Annotated in this window: 26 protein-coding genes and 1 pseudogene; 15 read left to right on the top strand and 12 right to left on the bottom strand. The window is 54.4% G+C overall.

Going from position 1 to position 26,512, the window contains the following annotated elements; translation table 11 throughout:
• Positions 1 to 211: 211 nt before the first annotated feature.
• Positions 212 to 574 carry a TIR domain-containing protein gene (locus ETG88_RS09635; RefSeq protein WP_129035296.1) on the top strand — a complete coding sequence of 121 codons (363 nt, stop codon included), beginning with the start codon at positions 212 to 214 and terminating at the stop codon, positions 572 to 574.
• Positions 575 to 627: 53 nt separating this feature from the next.
• Here the strand turns inward: ETG88_RS09635 and ETG88_RS09630 are convergent, their stop codons facing one another.
• On the bottom strand, positions 628 to 1,401 hold the full coding sequence (locus ETG88_RS09630) for a DeoR/GlpR family DNA-binding transcription regulator (protein ID WP_129035295.1): 774 nt from the start codon (positions 1,399 to 1,401) through the stop codon (positions 628 to 630).
• Between the two features lie 86 nt (positions 1,402 to 1,487).
• On the opposite strand from ETG88_RS09630, the gene ETG88_RS09625 reads away from it, so the two are divergent.
• The gene (locus ETG88_RS09625) at positions 1,488 to 2,072 is read left to right on the top strand and encodes an NUDIX hydrolase (protein WP_129035294.1); all 585 of its coding nucleotides are present in this window, start codon (positions 1,488 to 1,490) and stop codon (positions 2,070 to 2,072) included.
• A 72-nt stretch (positions 2,073 to 2,144) separates the two neighbouring features.
• Positions 2,145 to 2,226: pseudogene (locus tag ETG88_RS22640) on the top strand (trans-aconitate 2-methyltransferase); the annotation flags it as partial.
• A gap of 44 nt (positions 2,227 to 2,270) precedes the next feature.
• Here the strand turns inward: ETG88_RS22640 and ETG88_RS09615 are convergent.
• From ETG88_RS09615 to ETG88_RS09600, 4 genes are all read right to left on the bottom strand, one after another.
• Positions 2,271 to 3,461: a cytochrome c biogenesis protein/redoxin gene (locus tag ETG88_RS09615; protein WP_129035293.1), complete on the bottom strand. Its 1,191-nt coding sequence runs from the start codon at positions 3,459 to 3,461 to the stop codon at positions 2,271 to 2,273.
• Between the two features lie 137 nt (positions 3,462 to 3,598).
• Positions 3,599 to 4,897: an ATP-binding protein gene (locus tag ETG88_RS09610; RefSeq protein ID WP_129035292.1), complete on the bottom strand. Its 1,299-nt coding sequence runs from the start codon at positions 4,895 to 4,897 to the stop codon at positions 3,599 to 3,601.
• Positions 4,894 to 5,634: a response regulator gene (locus tag ETG88_RS09605; protein WP_025204193.1), complete on the bottom strand. Its 741-nt coding sequence runs from the start codon at positions 5,632 to 5,634 to the stop codon at positions 4,894 to 4,896. Before ETG88_RS09605 ends, ETG88_RS09610 begins: the two co-directional genes overlap by 4 nt.
• A gap of 44 nt (positions 5,635 to 5,678) precedes the next feature.
• A complete protein-coding gene (locus ETG88_RS09600) occupies positions 5,679 to 6,674 on the bottom strand; it encodes an alpha/beta fold hydrolase (protein ID WP_100780140.1) in 996 nt (331 codons plus the stop codon).
• 285 nt (positions 6,675 to 6,959) lie between these two features.
• On the opposite strand from ETG88_RS09600, the gene ETG88_RS09595 reads away from it, so the two are divergent.
• Together ETG88_RS09595 and ETG88_RS09590 are read left to right on the top strand one after the other, a co-directional pair.
• Positions 6,960 to 7,247 carry a VF530 family protein gene (locus ETG88_RS09595; protein WP_107703553.1) on the top strand — a complete coding sequence of 96 codons (288 nt, stop codon included), beginning with the start codon at positions 6,960 to 6,962 and terminating at the stop codon, positions 7,245 to 7,247.
• A gap of 6 nt (positions 7,248 to 7,253) precedes the next feature.
• Positions 7,254 to 8,558 (top strand): glycoside hydrolase family 10-like protein, encoded by a 1,305-nt coding sequence (locus ETG88_RS09590; protein WP_129035291.1) that lies wholly within the window; start codon positions 7,254 to 7,256, stop codon positions 8,556 to 8,558.
• A gap of 7 nt (positions 8,559 to 8,565) precedes the next feature.
• On the opposite strand, the gene dsbG is transcribed toward ETG88_RS09590, so the two are convergent.
• The 3 genes from dsbG to ETG88_RS09575 form a co-directional block, all read right to left on the bottom strand.
• Positions 8,566 to 9,327: a thiol:disulfide interchange protein DsbG gene (gene dsbG / locus ETG88_RS09585; protein ID WP_129035290.1), complete on the bottom strand. Its 762-nt coding sequence runs from the start codon at positions 9,325 to 9,327 to the stop codon at positions 8,566 to 8,568.
• A gap of 169 nt (positions 9,328 to 9,496) precedes the next feature.
• Positions 9,497 to 10,711 carry a diguanylate phosphodiesterase gene (locus tag ETG88_RS09580; RefSeq protein WP_102103739.1) on the bottom strand — a complete coding sequence of 405 codons (1,215 nt, stop codon included), beginning with the start codon at positions 10,709 to 10,711 and terminating at the stop codon, positions 9,497 to 9,499.
• A 182-nt stretch (positions 10,712 to 10,893) separates the two neighbouring features.
• Positions 10,894 to 12,375, bottom strand: coding sequence for an alpha/beta hydrolase (locus ETG88_RS09575; RefSeq protein ID WP_129035289.1), 1,482 nt, complete (start codon positions 12,373 to 12,375; stop codon positions 10,894 to 10,896).
• 146 nt (positions 12,376 to 12,521) lie between these two features.
• Here ETG88_RS09575 and ETG88_RS09570 point away from each other — a divergent pair, with 146 nt between their 5' ends.
• Entirely contained in the window at positions 12,522 to 13,427 is a 906-nt protein-coding gene (locus tag ETG88_RS09570) for a mannuronate-specific alginate lyase (protein ID WP_252152564.1), read from the top strand.
• Positions 13,428 to 13,453: 26 nt separating this feature from the next.
• Here ETG88_RS09570 and ETG88_RS09565 read toward each other — a convergent pair whose 3' ends face one another.
• A complete protein-coding gene (locus ETG88_RS09565) occupies positions 13,454 to 13,882 on the bottom strand; it encodes an OsmC family protein (RefSeq protein WP_129035288.1) in 429 nt (142 codons plus the stop codon).
• Positions 13,883 to 13,969: 87 nt separating this feature from the next.
• Entirely contained in the window at positions 13,970 to 14,851 is an 882-nt protein-coding gene (locus tag ETG88_RS09560; RefSeq protein WP_129035287.1) for a LysR family transcriptional regulator, read from the bottom strand.
• A gap of 113 nt (positions 14,852 to 14,964) precedes the next feature.
• On the opposite strand from ETG88_RS09560, the gene ETG88_RS09555 reads away from it, so the two are divergent.
• The 6 genes from ETG88_RS09555 to ETG88_RS09530 all read left to right on the top strand — a co-directional run bounded on the left by ETG88_RS09555 (position 14,965) and on the right by ETG88_RS09530 (position 20,899).
• Entirely contained in the window at positions 14,965 to 15,816 is an 852-nt protein-coding gene (locus tag ETG88_RS09555) for a Vmh family MBL fold metallo-hydrolase (RefSeq protein ID WP_129035300.1), read from the top strand.
• Between the two features lie 51 nt (positions 15,817 to 15,867).
• Positions 15,868 to 16,389 (top strand): VOC family protein, encoded by a 522-nt coding sequence (locus ETG88_RS09550; protein ID WP_102103744.1) that lies wholly within the window; start codon positions 15,868 to 15,870, stop codon positions 16,387 to 16,389.
• A gap of 139 nt (positions 16,390 to 16,528) precedes the next feature.
• Entirely contained in the window at positions 16,529 to 16,744 is a 216-nt protein-coding gene (gene bdm / locus ETG88_RS09545) for a biofilm-dependent modulation protein (RefSeq protein WP_100780123.1), read from the top strand.
• A 96-nt stretch (positions 16,745 to 16,840) separates the two neighbouring features.
• Entirely contained in the window at positions 16,841 to 16,978 is a 138-nt protein-coding gene (gene sra / locus ETG88_RS09540; protein WP_102103745.1) for a stationary-phase-induced ribosome-associated protein, read from the top strand.
• A 175-nt stretch (positions 16,979 to 17,153) separates the two neighbouring features.
• Positions 17,154 to 18,851, top strand: a complete 1,698-nt coding sequence (locus tag ETG88_RS09535; protein WP_102103746.1) for an NAD-dependent malic enzyme — start codon at positions 17,154 to 17,156, stop codon at positions 18,849 to 18,851.
• A 338-nt stretch (positions 18,852 to 19,189) separates the two neighbouring features.
• Positions 19,190 to 20,899 (top strand): ABC-F family ATP-binding cassette domain-containing protein, encoded by a 1,710-nt coding sequence (locus ETG88_RS09530; RefSeq protein WP_129035286.1) that lies wholly within the window; start codon positions 19,190 to 19,192, stop codon positions 20,897 to 20,899.
• 37 nt (positions 20,900 to 20,936) lie between these two features.
• On the opposite strand, the gene ETG88_RS09525 is transcribed toward ETG88_RS09530, so the two are convergent.
• Entirely contained in the window at positions 20,937 to 21,536 is a 600-nt protein-coding gene (locus tag ETG88_RS09525; protein ID WP_129035285.1) for an inorganic diphosphatase, read from the bottom strand.
• Positions 21,537 to 21,808: 272 nt separating this feature from the next.
• Between ETG88_RS09525 and adhP the strand changes: the two genes are divergently transcribed.
• Positions 21,809 to 22,819: an alcohol dehydrogenase AdhP gene (adhP, locus tag ETG88_RS09520; RefSeq protein WP_129035284.1), complete on the top strand. Its 1,011-nt coding sequence runs from the start codon at positions 21,809 to 21,811 to the stop codon at positions 22,817 to 22,819.
• A 5-nt stretch (positions 22,820 to 22,824) separates the two neighbouring features.
• Here the strand turns inward: adhP and ETG88_RS09515 are convergent, their stop codons facing one another.
• Positions 22,825 to 23,334, bottom strand: coding sequence for an RrF2 family transcriptional regulator (locus ETG88_RS09515; protein ID WP_129035283.1), 510 nt, complete (start codon positions 23,332 to 23,334; stop codon positions 22,825 to 22,827).
• Positions 23,335 to 23,545: 211 nt separating this feature from the next.
• Here ETG88_RS09515 and ETG88_RS09510 point away from each other — a divergent pair, with 211 nt between their 5' ends.
• Positions 23,546 to 24,748: an NAD(P)/FAD-dependent oxidoreductase gene (locus tag ETG88_RS09510; RefSeq protein ID WP_129035282.1), complete on the top strand. Its 1,203-nt coding sequence runs from the start codon at positions 23,546 to 23,548 to the stop codon at positions 24,746 to 24,748.
• Between the two features lie 141 nt (positions 24,749 to 24,889).
• Positions 24,890 to 26,509 carry a TIGR04028 family ABC transporter substrate-binding protein gene (locus ETG88_RS09505; protein ID WP_129035281.1) on the top strand — a complete coding sequence of 540 codons (1,620 nt, stop codon included), beginning with the start codon at positions 24,890 to 24,892 and terminating at the stop codon, positions 26,507 to 26,509.
• The last annotated feature ends 3 nt before the right edge of the window (positions 26,510 to 26,512 follow it).

The following is a 26,512-nucleotide window of genomic DNA, read 5'->3' as shown; positions in this document are numbered from 1 at the left end:
ACCTTGGTGCGCATAATGTATATTATGTTAAATTCCGGATCTAATAAAACAAACGCATTACCAGACCAACTCTACTCTTCTGCAACTGTCTTAACTCTCCCCTGATGCACGATATCGCTTGAAACTGCACGCAACTGACGATTAACATAAGCCTCGAAACAAAATACGCACAAACGTGCAAACTCATGCACTCTTACTTACTGAGGTTGATATGACACAACAGTTGATTTTAATCGCCGGCCCCTATCGTAGCGGCACCGATGGCGTGCAGGCGCGCATTGATGAAAACCTTGCCCGCCTTGAAAACGCGGCGTTGGCCGTCTATCAACGTGGCCACGTTCCGGTTATTGGCGAATGGCTGGCCTTACCGTTGGCAAAAATGGCTGGCTCGAAATCGATGGATGATGAAATCAGTGAAGCCATGTTGTATCCCGTCGCGCACCGACTCATTGCAAAATGTGATGCTATCTACCGGATTGCCGGCGCGTCCAAAGGTGCCGATATGGACATTGAGGTGGCGCAAACGCTGGGGCTTAAGATTTACACTGCGCTTGAGGATATCCCACAGGTTTGATGTTGCCTGCTGGCCTGTCGGCGTATCGACAGGCCGAACCATAAAGGCTTTTCTTAGGCATCTTCCCGTTCAGAGGTCATCACCACGGAAATCCCCTTTTCTTTTACCGCGTTAATCCAGGCTCTATCGGTATCGTCTTCAACGACAATAGTGTTCACCAGCGAAAGATCGCCAATCACAAAAGATGACGCGGTATTGATTTTTTCGGGGGAAGCCAGCACAACCGTTTCGGCGGCTCTGCCGGAAAATGCACGTTTGATGCTCGCCTCTTCAAAATCACCGGTCGTCAGGCCCGCATCAGGATGGATGCCGGTCACTCCCATAAAGAACAGGTCCGCATGGATTTTTTCGATGCCTTCGATAGCAGCCGCGCCGACCGTAACAATAGAGTGTTTATACAGACGACCACCGATCAGGATAACCTCAATGGAGGGATGTTCGACAAGTCCCAGCGCAATGCCTGGGCTGTGCGTGACCACGGTTATCTTCAGATCAGGAGGTAAAAATGTAATCAGCTCTGAAGTGGTCGTGCCCCCGTCAATGATCACCACCTGGCCGTCAGAAATCAGCTGGGCACCTCTACGGGCGACATTTTTCTTGGCATCCATCTTTACCGACTTACGCTCAGCAAACGGAGCAATGGCCGAGGATGACGGCAGCGCTCCACCGTGAACTCGCTGTAAACGCCCTTCTGCCGCCAGCTCGCGTAAATCACGCCGAATAGTGTCTTCAGACACCGCGAAGAGCGTGCTGAGCGCTTTCGACTGGACCTGACCTTCAGCCTCGAGCTTTTCAAGGATCAATTGTTTTCGCTGTGTTGTGAGCATAAGGAATTCCTGATATTGCACGATTAGACTTGAAACTGCACGATAATGCTGTTTATGATAATTACTCTACGTAAGGAGGAACAAACGTGCAATCAAAACGTGCAGATGTACGCATTATAGAAAGTGAAACACTGTCAGATAACTGGTACATCCTGAAAAAATATACCTTTGATCTGCAGCGACGCGATGGTGAATGGCAGCGGCAAAATCGCGAAGTTTACGACCGGGGAAACGGAGCCACCATCCTGCTTTATAACCGGGATAAAAAGACAGTGATCCTGACCCGCCAGTTCCGCTTCCCTGTCTTTGTTAACGGGCACGAAGATGACCTTATAGAAGCTGCTGCGGGCTTGCTCGATAACATGGATCCGGAAAGCCGGATTAAAGCAGAAGCGGAGGAAGAGACCGGCTATAGCGTTTCCCGCGTTGAGAAAATTTTTGAAGCTTACATGAGCCCAGGCTCCGTCACTGAAAAACTCTATTTTTATCTCGCCGAATACCAGCTGAAAGACAAAACCAGTGAAGGCGGTGGACTCAAAGCGGAGGGTGAAGATATCGACGTACTGGAAATGACGCTGGAAGAGGCACTGCGCGGCATTGAGACGGGCAGGATTGTCGACGGGAAAACCATCATGCTGCTTTATCATGTTGCCCTGAAAGGCATTCTGTAAATGCCGTAGGACAGATACCTGCCGCAGTGCAGGTGTCTGCGGGTGTTAAGCATGCACAACGGAGATGCAAAGATGGCCGACTGGAACCCTTCCCTTCACCTGCGACGCGGAGCCGAACGTATTCGGCCCCGCCGCTGAATTGCTCGCCAGAATTCCTCTGGCTGACGCGTCATTGCTCAACGTCAGCCCTGAGCAACGTTATGACCGGGCCTCTTTAAGCAGTTGCTGGATAACGTTTTCCTGCTGTTCATAGTTACCTTCGCCAAAAGAGGTATAACGTAACTGCCCTTTGGCATCGAAATAGTAATGTGCCGGCCAGTACTGGTTTCCGAAGGCGTTCCAGATCTGGTAGTTATCATCCGTCACGACCCGATACGGCAGTTCCCATTTCTTCACCGCGTTTTTCACCGATGAGAGCGGTTTTTCCCACGGATATTCAGGCGTATGCACGCCGATTACCACCAGACCTTGAGACTGATATCGCGTGGCCCAGTCGCGGACATGCGGGAGCGTATGCTGGCAGTTGATACAGTCCCAGGTCCAGAAATCAATCAGTACTACTTTACCCCGCAATGACTTAGAAGTGACAGGGTCATCATTAATCCACCCGGTTCCTCCACTTAACGAAGGCAACTGACTCATGGGTTCGGTCATTACAACCGGCCGCAGTTTTACTGGGGAAGTGGCGGGCTTCGCCAGGGTCAGCAGCGTCGTTTCAAGACGGTCTGCCACTCCATTTGCACCTTTCAGCACCGAGTTCATCCCCGTGGCGTTGAACGCAACAGCCGCTAACATCACCACACCCGCCCCCTTGCGCAATCTCTCCATCAGCGCTGATTTGGCCCGCAGCGGTGCCATCAATTTTCGACCACCGGCCATCAGCAGGCTCAGCATAAGCGCACATCCGCTGCCATACGCCGCCAACAGCGCGCCGGTGGTGATGGCCGAATGACCCGCAATATTGATACTGAAAATAGCCCCGAGGATCGGTCCAGCACAGGGAGACCAGAGCAGACCGACGGCAAGTCCGGCCAAGAAAGCGGAAAACATTCCACGCGTTTGTCCGCTGCGGGTGTTGAGGATATTGCCCGCGTTGACCGCAGGCCCGGCTATACGCTGGGCGAATGATGGGAAAATTAAGGCCAGCGCGGCCGTACCCAGAATAATGAGTGCCAGCCAGCGCCCTACTATCGTGGCATCAGCAATCCATTCGCTGGCAACAGTGACAACCATCGCCACCACGGTAAACATCACGATCATCCCTGCCAGCAGAGCCAGGATATGTCTTCTCTGCCCCTGAAAACCGGCAAACAGAAGAGGAATCACCGGGAGCGTACATGGACTGAGCAGGCTTATCATCCCGCCCAGAAAAGCGATTATCAAAAACATAAAAACCTCACATTACAGATGGCCTGCGACGCTGCAGTGAGGGTATTTCATCGTAAGGATGTGTTTGGGATGTGTGCAAAAAGGGGCGATTTGTCTGCTCTCGTATCGCTAACGCAACCGGATACAAAACCGTACAATTAGCGAAGCGGTAGTGTTACCGTGACCTTCAGCCCGCCTTCAGGCCGGTTTGCCAGCCGCAGTTTCCCGTCAAGCTGCGCGGTCAGCTGTGCGGCAATCGCCAGCCCCAGGCCGGTTCCGCCGGTATCACGGTTACGCGATGTTTCTACCCGATAAAAAGGCTGTAATACCGCGTCGAGTTCAGCATCGGGTATCCCCGGCCCGCCATCCAGAATATGGATAGCAATGTATCCGGCAGAAGAATCATCAATCTCAATAACGGCATAGCCACCAAACTTAAGCGCGTTATCCAGGAGGTTGGTCATCACCCGGCGAAGTGCCTGCGGCCGAGTCACTATCGGCAGGCGGGTGTCGTTTGCCTGAAACTGCACGTTTTTGCCAATGTCCTGATAATCACAGGCAACGCTGTTTACCCAGGCATTGAGCTCCAGCTTTAGCGAGGTTTCCTTCAGGGATTCTGATGACCGGGCATAGGCAATCCCCTCCCGCACCAGACGGGTCATGTTATCGAGGTCGTTCAATAACTTGTCGCGTAACTCAGGTTGATCGGACATCTCGACGCGCAATTTCATGCGCGTGATGGGCGTCTGCAGATCGTGAGAAATAGATGCCAGGATCTGCGCGCGTTCGCGGAGATAGGATTGAATACGCGCCTGCATCGCGTTAAAGGCATGCGCGGCTCTTTGCACTTCTACCGGCCCCTTCTCCTTCATTGGTGTGTTTGCCGCCGGGTCAAGCGCTTCAACCGCACGGGTAAACTGTAAAAAAGGTCGAATCACCTGACGAACGGCGATCAAGGCGCAGGCCGCAAGCAGCAGCAGCTGCAATACCAGCACGACAGGTAACCAGCTGGCGACTGGTGGCATGCGTGGTGTCAGATCGATGGTTAACGGTGCGCCATCGCGTAAGGTGAGATGCGCCTGAATATGGGAAATGGGACCGGGAACGGCGGTAAACGTGAGCGGATGATCAGCCGCAAGGGTCTTTTTTAGCGTTCGAATGGCATCGCGTGAACGCTTATCCTCAGGCGGTGCGCCCGGTTCTCCTGGCCCAAGAATATAGCGATAGTTACCGCGCTCAAGCCGCGGCAGCCAGGCTTCCCGCTCCTGAGCTGGAAGCCTGTCAAGAATGGCCACGCTGGTGGCAACATCGTTTTCCAGATTACCCAGCATTACGGTGCGGGCGCTGTGCATGCGTTCAACCATCACCAGCGTCAGGCTGAGGGTATTGGCCAGTAAGAGTCCAGCCAGCACAATGACCAACAGCCGGGACAGCAACGAGCGTGGCCAAAGCGTCATTCATTGGCCTCTTTTATGGTCACCGGCATTGTAAAAACATAGCCTTCACTGCGCACGGTCTTTATATAGGCCGGCGTGCGGGCATCTTCATTCAGACGCTGACGAACCCGGCTCACCAGCAGATCAATCGATCGTTCAAACAGCTCGGCATCGCGCCCTTGGGTCAGATTGAGCAGTTGATCCCGGGTCAGGACGCGCTGAGGGTGATCGAGGAACACGCGCAGCAAACGATATTCCGCCCCACTGAGCGCCACCACCATCCCTTCACTGTCGATTAAATGACGGGCCACGGTGTCCAGCTGCCATTCACCGAACGTGACCAGTCGCCCGGCCTCTGTCACCTGTAAATTGGGGGGCATTGTGCGGAAACGTCGTAAAATGGCTTTTATCCGCGCGAGTAACTCGCGTGCAACAAAAGGCTTCACGACGTAATCGTCTGCGCCCATCTCTAGCCCCAGGATCCGGTCTGTTTCCTCATTACGCGCCGTGAGCATCAGAATGGGCAAGTCTTTATGTTTACCGCTTCGGAGCTGACGACACAACGTTAATCCGTCATCGCCGGGCATCATGACATCCAGCACCACAAGATCGATATGCTGTTTATCAAGCACAACTCGCATCTCTTTGCCATTTGCCGCGCCAGAGGCGCGATATCCGGACTTAACGAGGTAATCGACAATCAGCTCACGAATATCCCTGTCGTCATCGACGACAAGGATATGATCAATATGCTCCACAGTAATCTCCAGACTGAAGGGTAACGTATTGAAAATAGCACGTTTCAGAGTTTATCAGCGTCAACAACTGCGTTAACGAAATCCTGCGGATCTTCCTGCGGTGGATTGTGACCTACGGTTTTGCCAAAGGTACGGTGTTCATATTTACCGGTGAATTTCCCGGCGTAGGCCTGTGGAGCAGGATGCGGCGCCCCGTTGTTTCCGCCTTCGATGGTGATCGTCGGGACGGTAATATTCGGAAGCGTTGCCAGTTTTTGCTCATAGCTGTCGTATTTGCGCTCCCCTTTTTCCAGCCCTAAACGCCAGCGATAGTTACTGAGCGTCACCGCGACATGGTCCGGGTTATCAAGGGATTTTGCACTGGCGTCAAACGTTGCATCGCTAAATTTCCAGTCAGGTGATGCCTGAGACCAGATCAAACGGGCGAAGTCATGGGTGTTTTTGGCATAGCCCTCAGCGCCACGTTCAGTAGCGAAATAGAACTGATACCACCATTGTACTTCTGCTTTCGGCGGTAAGGGTTGTTTGCCAATCTGCTGGCTACTGATCAGGTATCCACTGACGGAGACCAGCGATTTAACGCGTTCTGGCCACAGCGCCGCGACGATGTCCGCCGTACGGGCACCCCAGTCGTATCCTGCAAAAACGGCCTGCTTGATGTTCAGGGCATCCATCAGGTTCACAACGTCTTTCGCCATGGCCGAAGGCTGGCCGTTACGCGGCGTTTTATCTGAGAGGAAACGAGTAGTTCCGTAGCCACGTAGAGACGGCACAATCACCCGATAGCCTTTGGCTGCAAGCGCGGGAGCGACTTGCGCATAACTATGAATATCGTAGGGCCAGCCGTGTAATAAAATGATCGGTTGACCATTTTTCGGCCCGATGTCGACATAACCGACGTTAAGGTCGCCGGCGTTAATCTGCTGAGGATGATCAAAAGCCGTCGCGAAATCAGTACCGGTTGCTTCGGCCTGACAGGATATGACGGTACCAAGAGAAACGGTTAACGCCAGAGTTGAGTATGCGAGTTTGCTGAACATGTTGTTATCTCCGATTGAGTATGATTCACGGGGATATAACAACATCGGTTTGTATAACGGATATGTGCGAATGGGCCTTTATTGCAAGCCTGTGTATGTATCAGAGACGTTGATACAGTGTGATACAAATAACAGGTCATTGCGTCTTAACGCGAGACGCGATAACGAACATAATCGTCGGCTTCGCCAATGCGAAAAGCCCCTGGATTGTTTGCCGATAACCGGACTTTCTTGTACCCTTCCCTTGCACTCCTTGACGACTCACAGCAGAAACCGGACTTCACTATGGCAGCTCATATTTCCAAAGATCCTTTGCATGGCGTAACGCTTGAAATGCAAGTCAACGCACTGGTTGCCCGTTACGGTTGGGTTCAGTTGGGCAAACTGATCAACATTAACTGTTTTAAAAGCGATCCTAGCGTTAAATCGAGTCTGAAGTTTTTGCGTCGTACTCCCTGGGCGCGTGCTGAAGTTGAAGCCCTGTATCTGGACTCGCTGGACGATGCGGCACCTGAAGAATCTGACCCGCTTCATGATGACCCTTGGGCTAACAGCCGACTGAAAAAGAGTTAACATCAGATGCCCTTACACGTTAAACGTTCTGGCGCACTTATTCTTCTCGCGCTGCTGCTTGCCAGCTGCTCATCCAAACCGCCGGTTTCCTTAGTCACCCCGCTTCCGCCGGTGACCAAACATCCACTGCCTGATAAATCACGTGACAATGGCCCGATGCGCGGCATTTGGCTGGCGACCGTGTCTCGTCTCGACTGGCCGCCGGTCTCCTCCGTGAATATCAGCAACCCGGCTACCCGCAACAGCGTGCAGCAAAAAGCGCTGACCGATAAGCTCGATAAACTTAAAAGCCTCGGTATTAACACGGTATTTTTCCAGGTCAAACCGGATGGCACGGCGCTGTGGCCGTCAAAGATTTTACCCTGGTCTGACACGCTCACCGGACACGTCGGACAAGATCCAGGCTACGACCCGTTGATGTTTATGCTCGACGAGGCGCACAAGCGCGGTATGAAAGTTCACGCCTGGTTTAACCCTTACCGGGTCACGACCAATACTAAACCGAGCACAGTCGCGGAACTGAATCGCACGATTTCGCTCAATCCGGCCAGCGTGTTTGTTTTGCATCGCGACTGGATCCGCACCGCCAGCGATCGCTACGTGCTCGACCCGGGTATTCCTGAAGCCCGCGACTGGATCACCAGTATTGTGGCCGAAGTCGTTTCACGTTATCCGGTCGATGGTGTGCAGTTCGATGACTATTTCTACACCGAAACGCCAGGCTCGACCCTCAATGACTATCAGACGTTCCAGAAATATGGCGCCGGGTTTGCGTCCAAAGCCGACTGGCGCCGACACAATACCCAGCAGCTCATTGAACAAGTTTCGCGCTCGATCAAGCAGCTGAATCCCGGCGTCGAATTTGGCGTCAGCCCTGCGGGCGTCTGGCGTAATCGCTCCCACGATCCGTTAGGATCCGAAACGTCCGGTGCAGCAGCCTATGACGAAGCCTTTGCCGATACCCGTCTTTGGGTGAAGCAAGGTCTCCTGGATTATATAGCCCCTCAGGTTTACTGGCCCTTCTCACGCAAAGCCGCGCGTTATGATGTGCTGGCAAAATGGTGGGCAGACGTCGTTAAGCCGACCAACACGCGCCTTTATATTGGTGTCGCGCTGTATAAAGTGGGTGAACGATCTAAAAATGAGCCAGACTGGACCGTTAATGGCGGTGTGCCAGAGCTGAAAAAACAGCTCGATTTGAACGAATCGGTACCGCACATCGACGGTACGATTCTGTTCAGAGAGGACTATCTCAACCAGCCGCAGGCGCAGGAAGCGGTCAGCTACATCAAAACTCGCTGGGGTTCGTGAACCCCGGCTAGTCGGGTTTTGGACCGAACATTTCCAGTAATTGCTTCTGATCGGGCATCCCGACCACCTGCTGCAACTCGTTTCGGTCATTCATGTAATAGATTGCGGGCGTAGCGTTTGCGCCCAACTCATCCATCAATTTCTGGTGCTGCTGGAGCAAATTAAAGGTCTCCCGCGATGAGGTGCCTTTCAGCTCCGGCAGAATTTTACCGCCGGAGAGTTCATACTCTTTCCACGCCGCAACCGGATCGGCTGCATTCAGAATGGCTGTCGCATTTGGGCCACTTTTCGGATTCAAAAACGCCACCAGCAGCGTATTTAACTGCACTTTCCCGGCTTTTACCCACGGCTGGGCTTCGGCCCAGAATTTTTTGCAGTACGGGCAGAACGGATCGGCAAAAACATACACCTTCCGGGGAGCAGTCTGTGCGCCCTCTTTCAACGGCTGCGTTTTATTGAGCGTATCCCACATCTGACGGCCTAACGGGATGTAAATCTCTTTCTGGAAATAGGCTTCGCTGATGTTTTTCCCTTTATCATCATAAAGATAACCAGAGATAATATGCTTCCCGTCAGGCGTCATAAACAGCGTGACGCCCATGTCCTGATACTGCCCGATCCAGCTTTTTACTCCGCCGGGAGCATCAATTTCTTTGATATTCTGAATGCCCTGCTGCTCACCAAACTGCTTTACAATCGGCGGAATATCGCTGGCTGCCATGGCCAGCGCGGGAATAAACCATGTGGTCATAAGAAGAAGATTGCGCATAACACACCTGTAAAAAGAAGACGCACCGATAATAGACCATAACGATGGATATCCCCTTACCTGGTGTGTAAGGTTTTGTCTTTGTCACTTTTTTCCTGAACCGATAAGCGCCAGTCCCCTGCTTACAACCAGGCGTTTATATATGCGGAGAGAAAATTTTCATCACGCGTTAATGCGTCATCAGTGGCCAGTGAATATCCCCGACACCGTTGAGCTGCGGACGGGAAAACAGGAAGCCCTGGAAACGTCTGATCCCGGCCGATTCCAGCCAGCACCACTCTTCCATCTTCTCGATACCTTCTGCCACCAGCGTAATTTCCAGATCGGTACAGCAGCTGACAATCGATTTCACGATCGCCTGCTTCGGGCCGCTGAGGTGAATATCGCTGACAATTTCCCGATCAATTTTGATCTTATCCGGCTGGAATTTGGTGAGCAGCGACAGCCCGGCATATCCCGAGCCGAAATCGTCGATAGCCAGACCGATCCCCGCTGCCCGCAGTTGTTTGATGGCGCTATTGAACTGTTTAAAGCCGGAAATCATCTCGTTTTCCGTCACTTCCACCACCACTTGCTCAGGCAAAAGGTGGTGTTTCGCGATATTTTCCAACAGGAAACTCACCGCATCGGGCACATTGATTAGCGAGCCAGGCAGCAGATTGATGGCGATCTTATGACTGCCAATACCGATTTTTTCTGCCAGCGCAAAGACATAGGCTTTGGTCTGAAGATCGATTTCATAGAGTTTGTCAGGATGAATGGCGTTAAAGAATCGCTCCGGACTTCCCCCGTCATTGCCGCGAATCAGCGCCTCCAGGGAGGTGATTTTCCCCTCGGAAGGCTCAACAATCGGCTGGAAAGCAAACTGGCATATCTGGTTCGTCATTAACCCTTCGACGCCTCGTCCAAAAGGTGCCAGTTCTGATTCCAGTTTCCAGCTTTCGGGGCGAAATGCATCGTTCGCACCAGGCTGCTTTTTATGCGTGATAAAACGCTGAATGAATTTAAATACCCGATCTTCAGAAGTGAGGTAGCTTTCGAGTTTGCTGTAGCGCAGCACCGATTGCAGCACGGATTTTGGCGTATCTACCTGCAGGTCGAACAGCAGCATGCCAACGTTTTCGAAGCGGCGGCGTGGCCCGTAGTCGCGCATCAGTTCCACGACGCCGTTATGCCGTTTGTCAGCCCGGATTTTCTGGAAAAGCGTAACGACGTTCTCTTCTTTCCCCTCAAGGATTTGCAGAAACTCCGCGCCGTTAAACAGCAGAATGCCGGTAATGTTTAGCCCGGCATTACGCTGTTTTGCTTTTTCGACCAGTGAAATGAGCTCGAATGGTTCACAGGATGAATTTAACTGGCTTCGATAAATGAGTGTAGTCAGCACGGTAAGTCAGTCTCGCCATGATAATTTCGCCTTTAAGCGATTGTTTATCATAATTTATAGCCGCCGACTAATAATATTGCCTCAACAAATCATTTTCAGATTTTTTAGTGCAAACATAACCAGCCCAAATGTAGTAATTGTCACTTCGCCCTCTTTTATCCCCGCCAGGGGATATTTCCCGTTTATCCCTTTGCGGGGATAATTCGCTGATTAATCCGCTTCAGCATGTAGCTATAAAACGGATTTGAGGTCACACGCATCAGCGAATCCATCCCTACCACCAGCACCGAGGTTTCACCGCGCAGGGCGATATTTCCCAGGTTGATACCGTAATGGTGCGGATTCACAGGCTCGCTGCCGTACAGATCGTCTGTTGGCGGGAACGGAATCGCCACATGCGATAAAGAGTAGAGATCGCGCGGATACGGCGTCGTAAGCGGTTGAACGGTATCATTCACCGCCCCTGGCGCTGTGGTGCGGGCTTCAGTGTTTAACGTCTGCGCCGAGGCATTGGTCACCACCGTGATCGCGAAGCGGCGCGGCGCAGTCGGCAGCAGTCCATTCAACGCCACATACGAACCCGGCCTGAACAGCGGGCGCAGCGTGCTCGCCTGGTTGATATCGAATATAACCAGCTCGCTTCCGTTCTCCGGCAGCAGATTAAACAGCGAATCGACCACCCCGCGCGTGCTGACGGTGGAGTCCATCACCGACTGGAATGCCAGCACCGGCGGGAACGAGGCCAGTTTATTCTGGCGCGCCTGATTGTTAAGCTGCTTTTGCAAAGCCTGCGTTAACTGCCAGGACTGGCGCGCGGCATTCACCGGAAAGGAGTTGTATTTAAACGGATTATATTCGGGCAGAACGCTGAGCCACGCCGCTTTGGCAAACGAAGGTAACAGCGCGGGTAACCCCGCCAGACCGGCAAAACGCGCAAACGCGTGGACGCGGATCATCGGAGACAGAAGGATCAGCTGTTGCGGTTTGCGAAGACGGGGATCGTCATTGGCGTCGAGGGCATATTTCATCGCCAGCGCCCCGCCGTTGGAATAGCCCACCAGATGCAGAGGCACATCGCTGCCCGCCAGCTGCGTGGCTTCGCGAACCGCCATACGCGCCACGGCCAGCCACGCTTCCCAGTCGACATTGGTTAGCGCACCCGGTGCCGTACCGTGTCCTGGAAGTCGTGGCGCAACGGCCACAAACCCGCGCTGTTGATAATCAACGGCGATACTGCGTACGCTATAGGGCGAATCCGTCAGCCCGTGCAACAGCACGACGGCGCCTTGCGGTTTACCTTCCGGCATCAGCACAAATGAACGATTGCCGTCATCGGGAAACTGCCCCGGCCACATAGGGCTGTGACGATAATAGCGGTTCAGCGGCGTCTGATCCGCTTTATCCAGTTTGTCCGTCACCTCTGTTTGCAGATCGTGGAAAATCGCCGTTTCGCGCGTCAGATAATCATTGAAACTGGCGCGATCAACCTCCTGCACAGACATCTCGTGCGCCGTCCAGGTATGCCAGGGATGCAGCGCCGGGCCGGTTTCGGTCTTATAGACCCGCACTGCCAGCAGCACGATCACCACAATTCCCAGCACCATAGCGGCACGTTTCATCAATGCCCACATACGCACCCGTATCCGCCACGGCAGATTAGCCATTCCCGTCTCTCTTTCTGTAAAAAATAAGGACCTATCTTAAAAGAGATAACGCACGATGCCAAAAGTGCAATCCTGGCGTACAGTCATTTGATGCGTCTGACACTTATTCTGCTGCTCCTGCCCATGTCTGTTTTTCGGCGCCGCTCGTGCCGCCCCCCGGTTTTGTCAAAGCCCAGCCGCACAGACTGCAAGGTAAATGTGTTCCTCTCCCCGCGCCGTACACCGGCAATCTTGTTTTTCGCAGTAAATATGACGGGTCGGACAGCGCTCGCGCGACGCTAAACCCGCAGGCGGAAAGCGACTTTCGCACCCAGACAAAGGCCATAACCGATTTTGAACGCGGGATCGCCGAAATGGTCTGGCGCTATAAACAGAGCGGCGATGAGAAAACGCGGGAGTGTGTTCTGAATGGCTTTACGAGCTGGGCAAACGCCAGGGCGTTAACCTCGACGCAAACCAACCACACCGGGCGGTCGATGCGTAAATGGGCGCTGGCGACACTCGCCACCAGCTGGATTGAACTGAACGCACCGGCAAAAGACGATGGTGCGACGACGCGTTGGTTGTCGTTACTTGCCGATCAGGTGAGAGAGGACTGGGACGGTCTGCCCCTTTCTAAAACCAATAATCACAGCTACTGGGCCGCATGGTCAGTGATGGCGGCGTCGGTCGCGCTCGATCGCCGGGATCTCTTCGACTGGTCGTTAAAAGAGTATCGCATCGCGGCGAGCCAGATTAACGCGAACGGCATGTTACCCAACGAGCAAAAACGCGGCCCGCGCGCCGTGGCCTATCATCACTATGCCCTTCAGCCGCTGGTGATGATCGCAAGCTTTGCGAAAGCTAATCAGGTGGATATCACCCAGCAAAACCGTAGTGCGCTCAAAAGGCTCGCGGGATATGTCCTGACGCACGACACCCATGATGAGTGGTTAGAGCCGTATTGTGACCTGACGAAATGTGACAGCGTCACGCTTGCGCGAAGAGACAGACTGCGCCCAATAAAAAACCGCCGTCTTGGCGGTCAGTTAACGCTCATCTACGCACAATAGCCGGGCAGCGCCCGGCTTTGCAGAGATTAGTTCAGTTTATAATCCAGCGTGATTTCCGCTTTCAGAACCTGAGAGACCGGGCATCCGGCTTTCGCTTTCTGGATAATGCCGTCGAACTGCTGCGGCTCAATGCCAGGTACGGTTACCTTGCTTTGCAGTGCGATTTTGGTGATCGCAAAGCCGCCGTCAGTTTTATCCAGCGACACATCCGCTGTGGTATCGATGGAATCCGCGGTGTAACCCGCCTCTCCCAGCATCAGTGACAGCGCCATTGAGAAACAGGCTGCATGCGCTGCGCCAATCAGCTCTTCCGGGTTGGTCCCTTTTTCGCCTTCGAAACGGGTATTAAAGCCGTAAGGTTGTTGATTCAGGACGCCGCTTTCCGTAGAAACCGTTCCTTTGCCGCGTTTAATATCGCCAGACCAGTGTGCCGAACCGTTCTTATGAATCGTCATTATTGCTCTCCTTTTGGCTTACAAAGGATTAAGTATAGAACGTCAACACCAATGTGAGAGGAACACGGAACACTCTTAGGCATTTGCTCACTTCGTCATCAACGACTCGCTCAGTGCATCCAGGAATAAGCGCTGGGCCGTAGGCTGATAATCCCTTGACTGATAGATCCCAAAAATGCCGATCGGTTTCGGCGTGAATGTGCTGAGGACGGGAACCAGCTTGCCGCTCTCCAGCGCGGGCTGCGCTTCCCACGCCGGCAGCATTGCGATCCCGCAGTGGTGGATGGCGGCCTCCATCAGCAGCGACGAAATACTGGCGCTCAGATTGCCGCTCACCGCAACGGAAACGACCTCTCCCGCGTCGGTGAGAAAATTCCACGACTGCCCGGCAAAGAAGCTGTAATGCAGGCAGTTGTGTTGCGCGAGATCCTCAAGGCTTAGCGGCGCGCCGTGGTTAGCCAGATACTCTGGCGAGGCGCAAAGCATCGAGCGGCACTCACCCAGACGGCGGGCGATCATTCCAGGTTCCGGGTTGTCGGTAATGCGGATCGCCACGTCGATGCGCTCACCCACCAGGCTGACGGGATGATTATTAACGTCCATCTCGACGCGCACTTTGGCATGACGCGTCAGAAAATCCGGCAGCATCGGGGCGACAATCTGCATCGCCGTGAAGTGGGCACAGGCTACGCGCAGCGTACCGGACGGCGTTTCGCGGGAGGACTGATCCTCAATCTCCTGCGACAGCCGTGTGAGATTGCGGGTTTTCTGCAGCACCTTTTCCCCTGCGGGCGTCAGCGTCAGCTTACGCGTGGAGCGGTGCACCAGCCGCGTTCCGGCCCATTTCTCCATCTGCTCCAGATAACGGCTCACCATCGGGCGAGAAATGCCCAGCGCGCGGGCCGCCGCGCTGAGACTCCCCAGCTCGCAAATACGGTTATAGACCTGGGCGGCAATCACGCGATCCATTGTTATGACTCCATCTGCTCGATTTATGAAACTAAGCATGTCTTGTTTCAGGAATTCTGGCAAATCGAGAGATCCGTACAATAGAGACTTTCCGACACTACCGAGACAAAATGATGAAGCTCAATCGCCTTGCCCTGCTGTGCGCCCTGTTCACGCCCGCTGTTTTTGCCGCGCCCTTAACGCTGGATACCTATAATCCACAGGAGAAAGGTATTTTCGCCGTCTCTTCGACGCTGGTTTCTGGGCCGAAAGAGGCCGTGCTGTTCGATGCGCAGTTCAGCGTCAAAGATGGCGAGCAGCTGGTCGAAAAAGTGCGCCGCAGCGGTAAAACCCTCAGCAAGATTGTAATCACTTCCGGCGATCCGGATTTCTACTTCGGCCTTCAGCCGCTGGTGAAAGCCTTCCCAAATGCCAAAGTGGTGGCGACCCAGGCGGTGGTGGATCACATCAAGGCTACCAAAGATGCCAAACTGGCCCTCTGGGGGCCGCAGATGAAGGACGCGCGCGCGTCGGAACTGATTGTCCCGCAGGTAATTGCCTCAACCACCGTTATGGTGGACGGCGAGAAAATCGATATTGAGCAGGCAGACAGCTATGCCGCCTACGTGTGGATCCCGTCGGCCAAAGCCATTCTCGGCGGTACGGGCGTTTCGTCCGGCATTCACCTCTGGACGGCAGACACGCAAACCAAAGCCAGCCGCCAGCAGTGGTTGTCCACGCTGGATGAAATGGCCGCGCACAAACCCGAGCGCGTTATCCCAGGCCATTACCTCGGTACCCCGCCTGCCGGTACCGCCGCCATCGATTTTACCCGCACCTACCTGCAGCAGTTTGAGCAGGCTCTCGCGGCGCATAAAGCGTCAACTGGCGTGATCGATACCATGAAAAAACAGTGGCCGGACCTTGCCGAAGTCAGTTCCCTGGAACTGAGCGCGAAGGTCAATACCGGCGAAATGAAGTGGTAACAGGCTAACGGTCTCCTGCTATATTTATTCTTTTTATAGCAGGAGATGATTATGCAACCCTCAGTAAGAGGAATTGACCACATTGGTATTACGGTTCCTGACATTGAACAAGCCACGTTATTTTTTGAGAAAGCGTTCGCAGCAAAAGTGATATATCGTTCAGCAGATCCTGGCAGTGAAAATATTGATGACGAAGCTCAGGAAAATACCTTAAGACTATTTCCAGGAACCAAAGTCCGCGCTATCAGGATGCTGGCAATGCCTCATGGCCCAGGCATTGAACTGTTTGAAATGCACGGCCCAGAACAGCAATCGGCAGCCCGTCCCAGTGATTTTGGCCTGCAACACTTCGCTGTCTATGTCGATGATTTTGCACGTGCCATAGCGTGCTTTACTGCTGCTGGCGGCGAGATGTTTACCGAGCCAAAACCCCTTTCTTTCCCCGCTGAACGTGGCGAAGGCAATGCCTTTTGCTACGGCAAAACCCCCTGGGGAAGCGTGGTTGAATTGATATCATGGCCGTCCCCGATGCCCTACGAAAAATATACGAATCTGCGTCGCTGGAAACCCTGAGTTAACGAAAAAAACGTTAAATATGATATTTTTATTTCCAGGATGAATCTGAACCACAGCGGGAAGAATATTTGCCATTCTGAATGTGAATTATGAATTGCGTACCGGATTATTAAACAGATAACGACACGGAGGCAGCATGTTTACACATTACTCAGCAAATACTCATTCCGCACAACCGGCCCTGGTGAATGCGATTGAACAGGGCCTGCGCGCCGAGCATGGCGCGGTCACTGAAGATGACATTTTGATGGAACTCACCCGCTGGGTCGAGGCCTCAGATAATGACATCCTCAGTGATATCTACCAGCAGACCATTAACTACGTTGTGAGTGGTCAACATCGCCCCCTGTAAAATACCTGCTATGCTGGATCTGCAACCTAAGGGGTTACATTTCGTTTGCGAGAGCAAACTGGTCCTTAAAACTATCAACAGGATTGAGGAGTTAATATGAAATCGAACCGTCAGGCACGTCACATTCTGGGACTGAACTACAAGCTGTCTAACCAACGTAAAGTGGTGATCGAGGGCAGCAACGAAACGGTAGTCACCCACACGCACGGCAGAAAACGCCACGCAGACAAATAATTCACGTCACTGAATCACGACACCATCGGCAAAACCGATGGTGTTTTTGTTTGTGTGTTGCGGTAATTAACATTTAGCTCCTTTATAATGCCAGTCGACGTCGCCCTGCCAGCAAGCCAGAAAGATGACAATACGCAGTGCCAGGGACGGATATTCAAAAAATCGAGTGAGTGACATGGACAACAAAGCAAAACATCATCGTTCCCTTTATATCCCCTACGCGGGGCCGGTATTGCTGGAGTTCCCGCTGCTGAATAAAGGTAGCGCCTTTAGCGCGGAAGAGCGCAGCAGTTTTAACCTGCTTGGCCTGCTGCCGGAAGTGGTCGAAACCATCGAAGAGCAAGCCGAACGCGCCTGGATCCAGTACCAGGGCTTCAAAACCGAAATCGACAAACACATCTACCTGCGTAACATCCAGGACACCAACGAAACCCTCTTCTACCGTCTCGTGCAAAATCACCTCGAAGAGATGATGCCGGTGATTTACACCCCGACCGTCGGGGCGGCCTGTGAGCGCTTCTCCGAGATCTACCGTCGTTCGCGCGGCGTGTTTATCTCCTACCAGAACCGCCACAACATGGATGACATTCTGCAAAATGTGCCGAACCACAACATCAAAGTGATCGTGGTGACGGACGGCGAGCGTATTCTGGGCCTCGGCGACCAGGGTATCGGCGGCATGGGTATTCCTATCGGCAAACTTTCGCTCTATACCGCCTGCGGGGGCATCAGCCCGGCGTACACGCTGCCGGTGGTGCTGGATGTCGGCACCAATAACCAACAGTTGCTGAACGATCCGCTTTATATGGGCTGGCGCCATCCGCGCGTAACGGACGATGAGTATTATCAGTTCGTCGACGACTTCATCCAGGCCGTAAAACACCGCTGGCCAGACGTGCTGCTGCAGTTCGAAGACTTCGCGCAGAAAAACGCCATGCCGCTGCTCAACCGCTATCGCGATGAGATCTGCTCTTTCAACGATGACATTCAGGGCACCGCAGCGGTGACCGTCGGCACGCTGATCGCCGCCAGCCGCGCGGCAGGCAGCCAGCTGAGCTACCAGAAAATTGTTTTCCTCGGTGCAGGCTCTGCCGGCTGTGGGATCGCAGAACAGATCATCGCGCAAACCCAGCGCGAAGGCTTAAGCGAAGAGCTGGCCCGATCGCGCGTGTTTATGGTCGATCGCTTCGGTCTGCTGACCGACGGGATGCCAAACCTGCTGCCGTTCCAGACCAAGCTGGTGCAGAAACGCGAAAACCTGAAAAACTGGGACACGGATAACGAAGTGCTCTCCCTGCTGGACGTGGTGCGCAACGTGAAGCCGGATATTCTGATCGGCGTTTCGGGGCAAACCGGGCTGTTCACGGAAGAGATCATCCGCGAAATGCACAAACACTGCCCGCGTCCTATCGTGATGCCGCTCTCGAACCCGACCTCTCGCGTCGAAGCCACGCCGCAGGACATCATCGCCTGGACGGAAGGCAATGCGCTGGTCGCGACCGGCAGCCCGTTCGATCCGGTGGTGTGGAAAGACAAAATCTACCCCATCGCGCAGTGCAACAACTCCTATATCTTCCCGGGAATTGGTCTGGGTGTGATCGCATCCGGTGCGTCGCGCATCACGGACGAAATGCTGATGTCTGCAAGCGAAACCCTGGCCAAGCACTCTCCGCTGGTGACCAACGGCGAAGGTCTGGTGCTGCCCGAACTGAAGGATATCCATACCGTATCGCGGGCGATTGCCTTTGCGGTCGGCAAAATGGCGCAGCAACAGGGTGTGGCGGTGAAAACCTCCGCCGATGCATTGCAGCAGGCCATCGACGACAACTTCTGGATGCCGGAATACCGGAACTATCGTCGTACCTCGATTTAAACCTTCCCTCTGTAAGTCGCCGGGTAGCACAACGCCACCCGGCAAACGCCAGGCCCGGTGGCGCTCTGCTTGCCGGGCCTGTAAAACCCCGCTACACTCCCTTCATCCATAAACCCACTGAATAAATAAGGAGGCTAATTATGCTGTATAGTGAAATTTTCAATGTTTCACATACATTTGGTGATCGCACCAGCTCAAGCGTTATCGGTATCGTGCTGCGATAACTTCTGCTTGAGCGAAGACACCCACACCTGAATCCCTTCCCTCGGGCTTACTGAGTTATCGTCAGCGATGTTTGACGAGGCATTTCCATGCCTGTAACACTTGAGTAAGCAACAATGAGCACATTACTAACTGCACAATCTCTCCGCGTTGAAACGGCGTTTAACACCCTTTTCGACTCGCTCTCCTTTACCCTGAAAAAAGGCGACCGCATTGGTCTGCTGGGCGATAACGGCTGCGGCAAAAGTACCCTGCTGAAAATCCTCGATGGCACGGAGTCCCCTTCTGTCGGCACGGTGGCGCTCGCCGGCCACTGCCTGATGGCACGCGTGGAGCAGCATCTGCCGGAATCGATTTATCCTCTGTCGATGCTCGACGCCGTGCTGGCGCAACTGCCCGCAGCGGAACGCGACAGCCTCCGCTGGCGAGCCGAAACATTGCTTGGCGGTATGGGTTTTACCGCGCAGGATATGGCCTTACAGTCGTCGACCCTGAGCGGCGGGCAGCACACACGGCTGCTGCTGGCGCGAGCGTTAATCAGCGATCCCGACCTGCTCCTGCTGGATGAACCCAGCAACCACCTCGATCTGCCAACCATGCTCTGGCTGGAGCAGTTTTTACAGAACTGGTCCGGCAGCTTTGTGCTGGTGTCCCATGACCGACAGCTGCTCGATGCCGTCACTAACGGCAGCTGGATTTTGCGCGATAAAACGCTGCACAGCTTCGCCCTCTCTTGCTCCGCCGCCCGTCAGGCGCTGGCGGCAAAAGATGAAAGCGATGCCCAGCGGCATAAGGCCGAGCAAAAAGAGATCGACCGCGTTGCGGCCAGCGCCAAACGGCTGGCGAACTGGGGCAAGGTCTACGACAACGAAGATCTCGCCCGCAAAGCGAAACAGATGGAAAAACAGGTCGAACGCCTGAAAGAGAGTCAGACCGATCTCACGGCGGGCAGCCCGTGGACGTTAACATTGCGTGGCGATGCGCTGCGTGCCGACCGGTTGCTGGAGATGACGCATCTTCCCGTCCCTCCGGCGCCCGCCTTGCCCGCGCTGTTTGACGTGGATATCGCGAGGCTTAAGAGCGGCGACCGCGTGGCGATTATGGGCCGTAACGGCTGCGGGAAATCCTCGCTAATGAAGCTTATCTGGCGGCAATTTGTCACAGAACAGTCGACGGATGAACTGAAAATCCATCCCCGCCTGACCCTGGGCTACTACGACCAGACGCTGCACCAGCTGCCGGACGATGCACCACTGCTTGAGGCGCTGGAGCCGTTCGCGCCAGACCCGCAGGTGCGCAAAATGGCACTCATCAGCGCCGGTTTTCCGTGGGTGCGCCACGGGCAGAAAGTCAGTACCCTCAGCGGCGGCGAACGTTCTCGCCTGCTGTTTGTCGGCCTGACGCTCGCTCGTTACAGCCTGCTGATGCTTGATGAGCCGACCAACCACCTGGATATGGAAGGCAAAGAGGCGCTGGCCGAAACGCTGCAACAGTTCGAAGGCGGCGTGCTGCTGGTGAGTCACGACAGGCAGCTCATCAGCCAGAGCTGTAACCGCTTCTGGTTGATTGAGGACGGCAGACTTAGCGAATGGCATGACGCCGAAGCGGTGTTTGCCCGTCTGCGGGATAGCGGCGGATTACCCCCATCTGACGTCGCAGCCAATACAGCGCAATCAGCGCCGACAGAGTTTGACGATCTGCTCGAAAGACTGGTGGCGCTGGAGACGCTGCTGGCTGAGGATATGGCGCGTAAGTCGAAGCATCAAAAACCTCAACTTCAGCAACAGTGGCGCGAGGAGATTGCCCGGCTAGAAGCACAGCTGTAACCCTGCGCCCGGCTGCACGTTCAGCCGGGCCAGTTTATTATTGCGGTTTTTTCGCTTTCCAGGCGTCCCACGCCTGTTTGATTTCCTGCTTCGCGGTCGCGGCATCGTTAAAGCCATTCAGCTCCACTTTTTTACGCCCTTCCGGCAGCTCTTTATAGACGCGGAAAAAGGATTCGAGACGCTGCACTTCGATTTTCGGCAGATCGCTCAGCTCCTTAATGTCGTCGTAGGTCGGGTCGATTTTGCTCGCCGGGACAGCCACAATTTTGTCGTCTTTATCCCCGCCATCCACCATCTTCAGCACGCCAATCGCACGCAGTTTGATAAGCGTACCCGGTGCCATCGGCGCGCGGGTGTAGAAAATCACGTCCAGCGGATCGCCATCCCCTGCAAGGGACTGCGTGAGGGAGCCATAGTTAGCCGGATACGCTACGGGCATCGACTGGAAACGATCGGCAATAATAAAACCGGTTTTGGCATCGGTTTCATATTTGATGATACCGCCCGTCGGGATTTCGGTGACGGCATAAAACTCTTCCGGATTATTTTCCGGCTGTGGGAATTCCAGGATATTTTGCGCCTGCACAGAGGCGGAAATAAGAACGCTAACGGCCAGTAAGGTTTTGAACAGCTTCATGTCTTTTAACTCTTCGGTTATTGGGAAGCCAACACGTTACGTTTTCCAGATGACAGAACCATGACGTTTTTTTGTCAGTTTCTCATACCCACCTGTATTCAGGGCTTGAATGGTTTATTGATGCTTTAATCGCCTGAATGACAACGAAATTATTACATTATGTTGCCCCGCCCTTGTATAAAACCGCCAAAGCATTAATCCTTAAGGAGTAAGAACGATTCTCATCTTTCTTACTGGCTATGCAGATACCGAACATGAACATGGAGATACATATGAAGGCTGCTGTCGTTACTCAAGATCATCAGGTTAATGTCACCGATAAAACCCTGCGCGCGCTGCAACACGGCGAAGCGCTGCTGAAGATGGAATGCTGTGGCGTCTGCCACACGGATCTTCACGTGAAGAACGGCGATTTTGGCGATAAAACCGGGGTGATCCTCGGCCACGAAGGGATTGGCATCGTCAAACAAATCGGTCCTGGCGTCACCTCACTGAAAGTGGGCGATCGCGCAAGCGTGGCCTGGTTCTTCCAGGGCTGCGGTCACTGCGAATACTGTAACTCTGGCAACGAAACCCTGTGTCGCGACGTGAAAAACGCCGGGTATTCCGTTGATGGCGGGATGGCTGAAGAGTGCATCGTGACCGCCGATTATGCGGTAAAAGTGCCGGACGGCCTGGAATCCGCGGCGGCCAGCAGCATCACCTGCGCTGGCGTTACCACCTATAAAGCGGTAAAAATTTCCCACATCAAACCGGGCCAGTGGATTGCGATCTACGGTCTGGGTGGGCTGGGCAACCTGGCGCTGCAATACGCGAAAAAAGTCTTTAATGCCAAAGTCATTGCCATCGACGTGAATGATGCGCAGCTGAAACTGGCCGCCGACATGGGTGCCGATCTGACGATCAACTCCCGCAATGAAGATGCGGCGAAAGTGATTCAGGAAAAAACCGGCGGAGCGCATTCTGCGGTCGTCACTGCGGTGGCGAAAGCCGCGTTTAACTCTGCGGTCGATGCGGTGCGTGCCGGTGGTCGTGTGGTGGCTGTCGGTCTGCCACCAGAGGCCATGAGTCTGGATATTCCACGTCTGGTACTGGATGGAATTCAGGTGGTTGGTTCGCTGGTGGGGACCCGCCAGGATCTGGTCGAAGCCTTCCAGTTTGCCGCCGAAGGCAAAGTGGTACCGAAAGTCACGATGCGTCCGCTCGGCGACATTAACGCGATTTTCAAAGAGATGGAACAAGGCCAGATCCGTGGCCGTATGGTGATTGATTTCCGTTCTTAATGGATTCAGGACGGGCTGCGGCGATCCGTAATCCAGTCCTGTACGTCAATCAGGAATGTATCGGGTGCTTTACGGTACATTTTGCGCGCCAGATCGAGAATGGTGTGGCGCGCCAGTTCTTCTTCCATCCGCTGCTGGGCGCTGTCCATCACCGAACGCACGCCGCATGGCCCGTCGCAAACCCACGCAGGAGGAGCTTCATCAAACACCGCCAACCGCTGGCGCACTTCCCGACATTCAAACATATTCTTCTCGCCATCAATGGCATGCACCACATCCAGCACTGAAATGAGTTCTGCCGGACGCGCGAGTTTAAACCCGCCGCCCTTGCCTTCCGTGCTGTTGACCAGTCCCGCCCGCGAAAGACGGGTGAAGATTTTGCCCAGATAGTCGTAAGGCACACCCTGCAGTTCCGCCATCTCCCTGACGCTCAACTCTCGCTCGTTGCCTTTGGCATCCACCATGCACATCAGACTATGAATGGCGTACTCCACACCGGAACTGTAAAAGGCCATGATTAACTCCGCTCTCATTATTCGTGGTTATTATAGCCGCGTTCGTAAGCAGAAAAACAGCCCATGACTCCCTCGCCAGTTAACTCTCTGATTTTCAGCTCATCTTGCATGTGCTCGCCAGTTAACTCAGAAAAAAGTTGTCGGAGTTAACTCCGACCAGTATAGTTGCAGTCAGGTCAGACACAAAGCCTGATGAGCAAAAGGATCGAAAATGAAAAAGCATATTTTAATTGTGGGCAGTGGTTTTTCCGGTATGTGGGCAGCGGTGAGCGCCGCGCGCCTGGCGGAGCTGAACGGGAGCACCGATCTGCGCATTAGCGTGCTGGCTCCGCAACCTGAGCTGCGCGTTCGCCCGCGTTTCTATGAAGAGAACGTCGCCGGACTGGTGGCTCCCCTGACGGAACTGTTCGCCGAACTGGACGTTGAGTACATTCGGGGAAGTGCAGAACGCATTGATACCCAAGAGAAAGCCGTGTGGTATCGCGACAGCCAGGGCAACACTTCCCTCATAACGTACGACCGCCTGGTACTCGCCACCGGCAGCCAGGCCAAACGCCCGGCGGTGGCCGGTCTGACTGAATTTGCTTTTGATATCGATCAGCTTGAATCTGCTCAGGTGTTCGAAAAACACCTTGATGCCCTGGTTCATCAGCCCTCTACCCCGGCGCGTAACACGGTGGTGGTCTGTGGGGGCGGGTTTACCGGCATTGAGCTGGCAACCGAATTACCGGCGCGTTTGCGTGCCCGCTTTGGTGATGATACGCAGACTAAAGTCATCGTAGTTGAGCGCGGTGCGGTTATCGGCGGACGTTACAGTGAAGCGTTGCGCGATGTGATTGCGAATGCCAGCGAAGAGCTGGGCGTGGAGTGGCGTCTGAACAGCGAAATCGAAGCGGTCGATGCGCAAGGCGTCATTCTGAAGAGTGGCGAACGCATTGACGCTGCCACCGTGGTCTGGACCGCTGGCGTGGAGGCTCATCCGTTGACGACTCAGATTGACGGCGAGCGTGACGCTCAGGCGCGTCTGCGGGTGAACGAACTGCTGCAAATCCCTGCGCACCCGGACGTCTTCGCCACCGGCGATACCGCCCATGCGAAAACGGATGATGTGGGGAATACGGCGCTGATGACCTGTCAGCATGCGATCCAGCTCGGAAAATTTGCCGGACACAACGCCGCTGCCAGCCTGCTGAACGTCGAGCCCTACCCGTACCGCCAGGTGAATTATGTCACTTGCCTCGATCTCGGTGCCTGGGGCGCGGTGTACACCGAGGGCTGGGAGCAAGAGGTGAAACTGGTCCGTGAAGAGGCGAAAAAACTCAAAATTGCCATCACCAACGAACTGATCTATCCACCCGCGGCCGATCGCGCAGTTGCCTTTGCGGTAGCGGATCCCCTGGCGAAGTTTGTGTAAAGAGTTCATCCGCTCCTGACCGGGGCGGTTTGTATATTTCCGATTTCCGGCAATCCTTATCTCAATTCCTTTGTTCCTTTGTTTTCAGCCGCGCCCGATGATGAATCCGACGCTAAAACGAAGATAACAAAGGAATTCACCATGCAAACCCCTTTTCGCCTGCCGCTGCTGACGGCGCTGATCCTCGCGGCGACGGCTGCACACGCCGCCGACACACCGGTTAAAGGCGGCACGCTTGTCTATCTGGAACAACAGGCGCACACCAATCTTTATCCCCCGGCGGGCGGCTTCTATCCGAACGGCGGCATTCTGAATCAGATCACCGACAAGCTCACCTGGCAGAACCCGAAAACGCTGGAGGTGGAGCCGTGGATCGCCGAAAGCTGGTCCACCAATGCCGATAAAACCGAATACACCTTTAAAATCCGCCCTGGGGTGACGTTCTCCGACGGGACGCCGCTCGACGCCAACGCGGTGGCCAAAAACTTCGACACTTACGGATTGGGCAATAAAGCCCAGCGCCTGCCGGTTTCCGAAGTGATCAACAACTACGATCGCAGCGAAGTGATCGATCCGCAGACGGTGAAGTTTTACTTCAAAAAACCGTCGCCAGGATTCTTACAGGGCACCGCCACTATTGGTTCTGGGCTGGTGTCACTCAGCACCCTGAAGCGCAACTTTGAAGAGCTGGGCGACGCGCGCCACATCATCGGCTCCGGCCCGTTTGTGGTGAAAGATGAAAAACTGGGCCGGGAAGTGACCCTTGAGGCGCGCAAAGCGTACCAGTGGGGCCCGAAAAATCTCGCCCAGCAGGGCCCGGCAAATCTGGATGGCATTAAATTTATCGTCACACCAGAAGACAGCGTGCGCGTCGGCGCGCTGCTGGCGGGCCAGGCTGACTTTATCCGTCAGGTGCAAGCCTACGACGAAAAACAGGCCACCGAACAGGGCTATAAAATCTACGCTGCCCCAACGCGCGGCGTGAACGACAGTATCAGCTTCCGCCCGGATAACCCGCTGGTGTCTGACCTTCGCGTGCGTCAGGCGCTGCTCCATGCCACCAATGCAAAACAGGTCGTTGAAACCCTCTTCTCACCGAATTACCCGCAGGCGAAATCGGTGATTGCCGATTCTGCCGCCGGCTTTATCGATCTCAGCGACAAGCTGACCTTTGACGCGGCGAAAGCCAACGCGTTGCTCGATGATGCAGGCTGGAAAACCGGCGGTGACGGTATCCGCGCCAAAGACGGACAGCGCCTGGCGCTAACGGTCTATGAATCCCTGCCGCAGCCGCAAAACAAAGAGGTGCTGCAACTGGTGGCCCAGCAGTGGCGTCAGGTTGGCGTGGCGCTGAGCGTCAAGGCGGGTGATGCGGGCAGTCGCACGCTGGATAACCTCGACCCGCTGAAAACGCCGCTGACGGTGTCGGAAGTCGGCCGCGCCGATCCTGACGTAGTGAAAAGCATGTTCTATCCGGCCAACCGCGACGCGCTACTCCAAAAAGGTGGCTCCAGCGACAAGGTGAAAAGCTTCCGCGACGACAAACTCAACGAACTGCTGGTGAACATCTCCGCCGAAGTCGATCCGCAAAAACGCCTGCAGCTGACGGGCGATGCCCAGCGCTATCTGCTGGATAACGCCTACGTAATTCCGATTTTTGAAGAGCCGCAGGTCTTCGCCGGTGCACCATGGCTGAAAGGGGTGAACTTCGAAGCGGTAGGACGTCCATCGTTCTACGGCGCGTGGATCGAGAAACACTAAGGG

The sequence above is a fragment of the Lelliottia nimipressuralis genome, from assembly GCF_004115925.1.
Taxonomy (GTDB): Bacteria; Pseudomonadota; Gammaproteobacteria; order Enterobacterales; family Enterobacteriaceae; genus Enterobacter; species Enterobacter nimipressuralis.
Note: the sequence above shows the minus strand (reverse complement) of the source record. Positions and strands in the feature narration are given on the sequence as shown.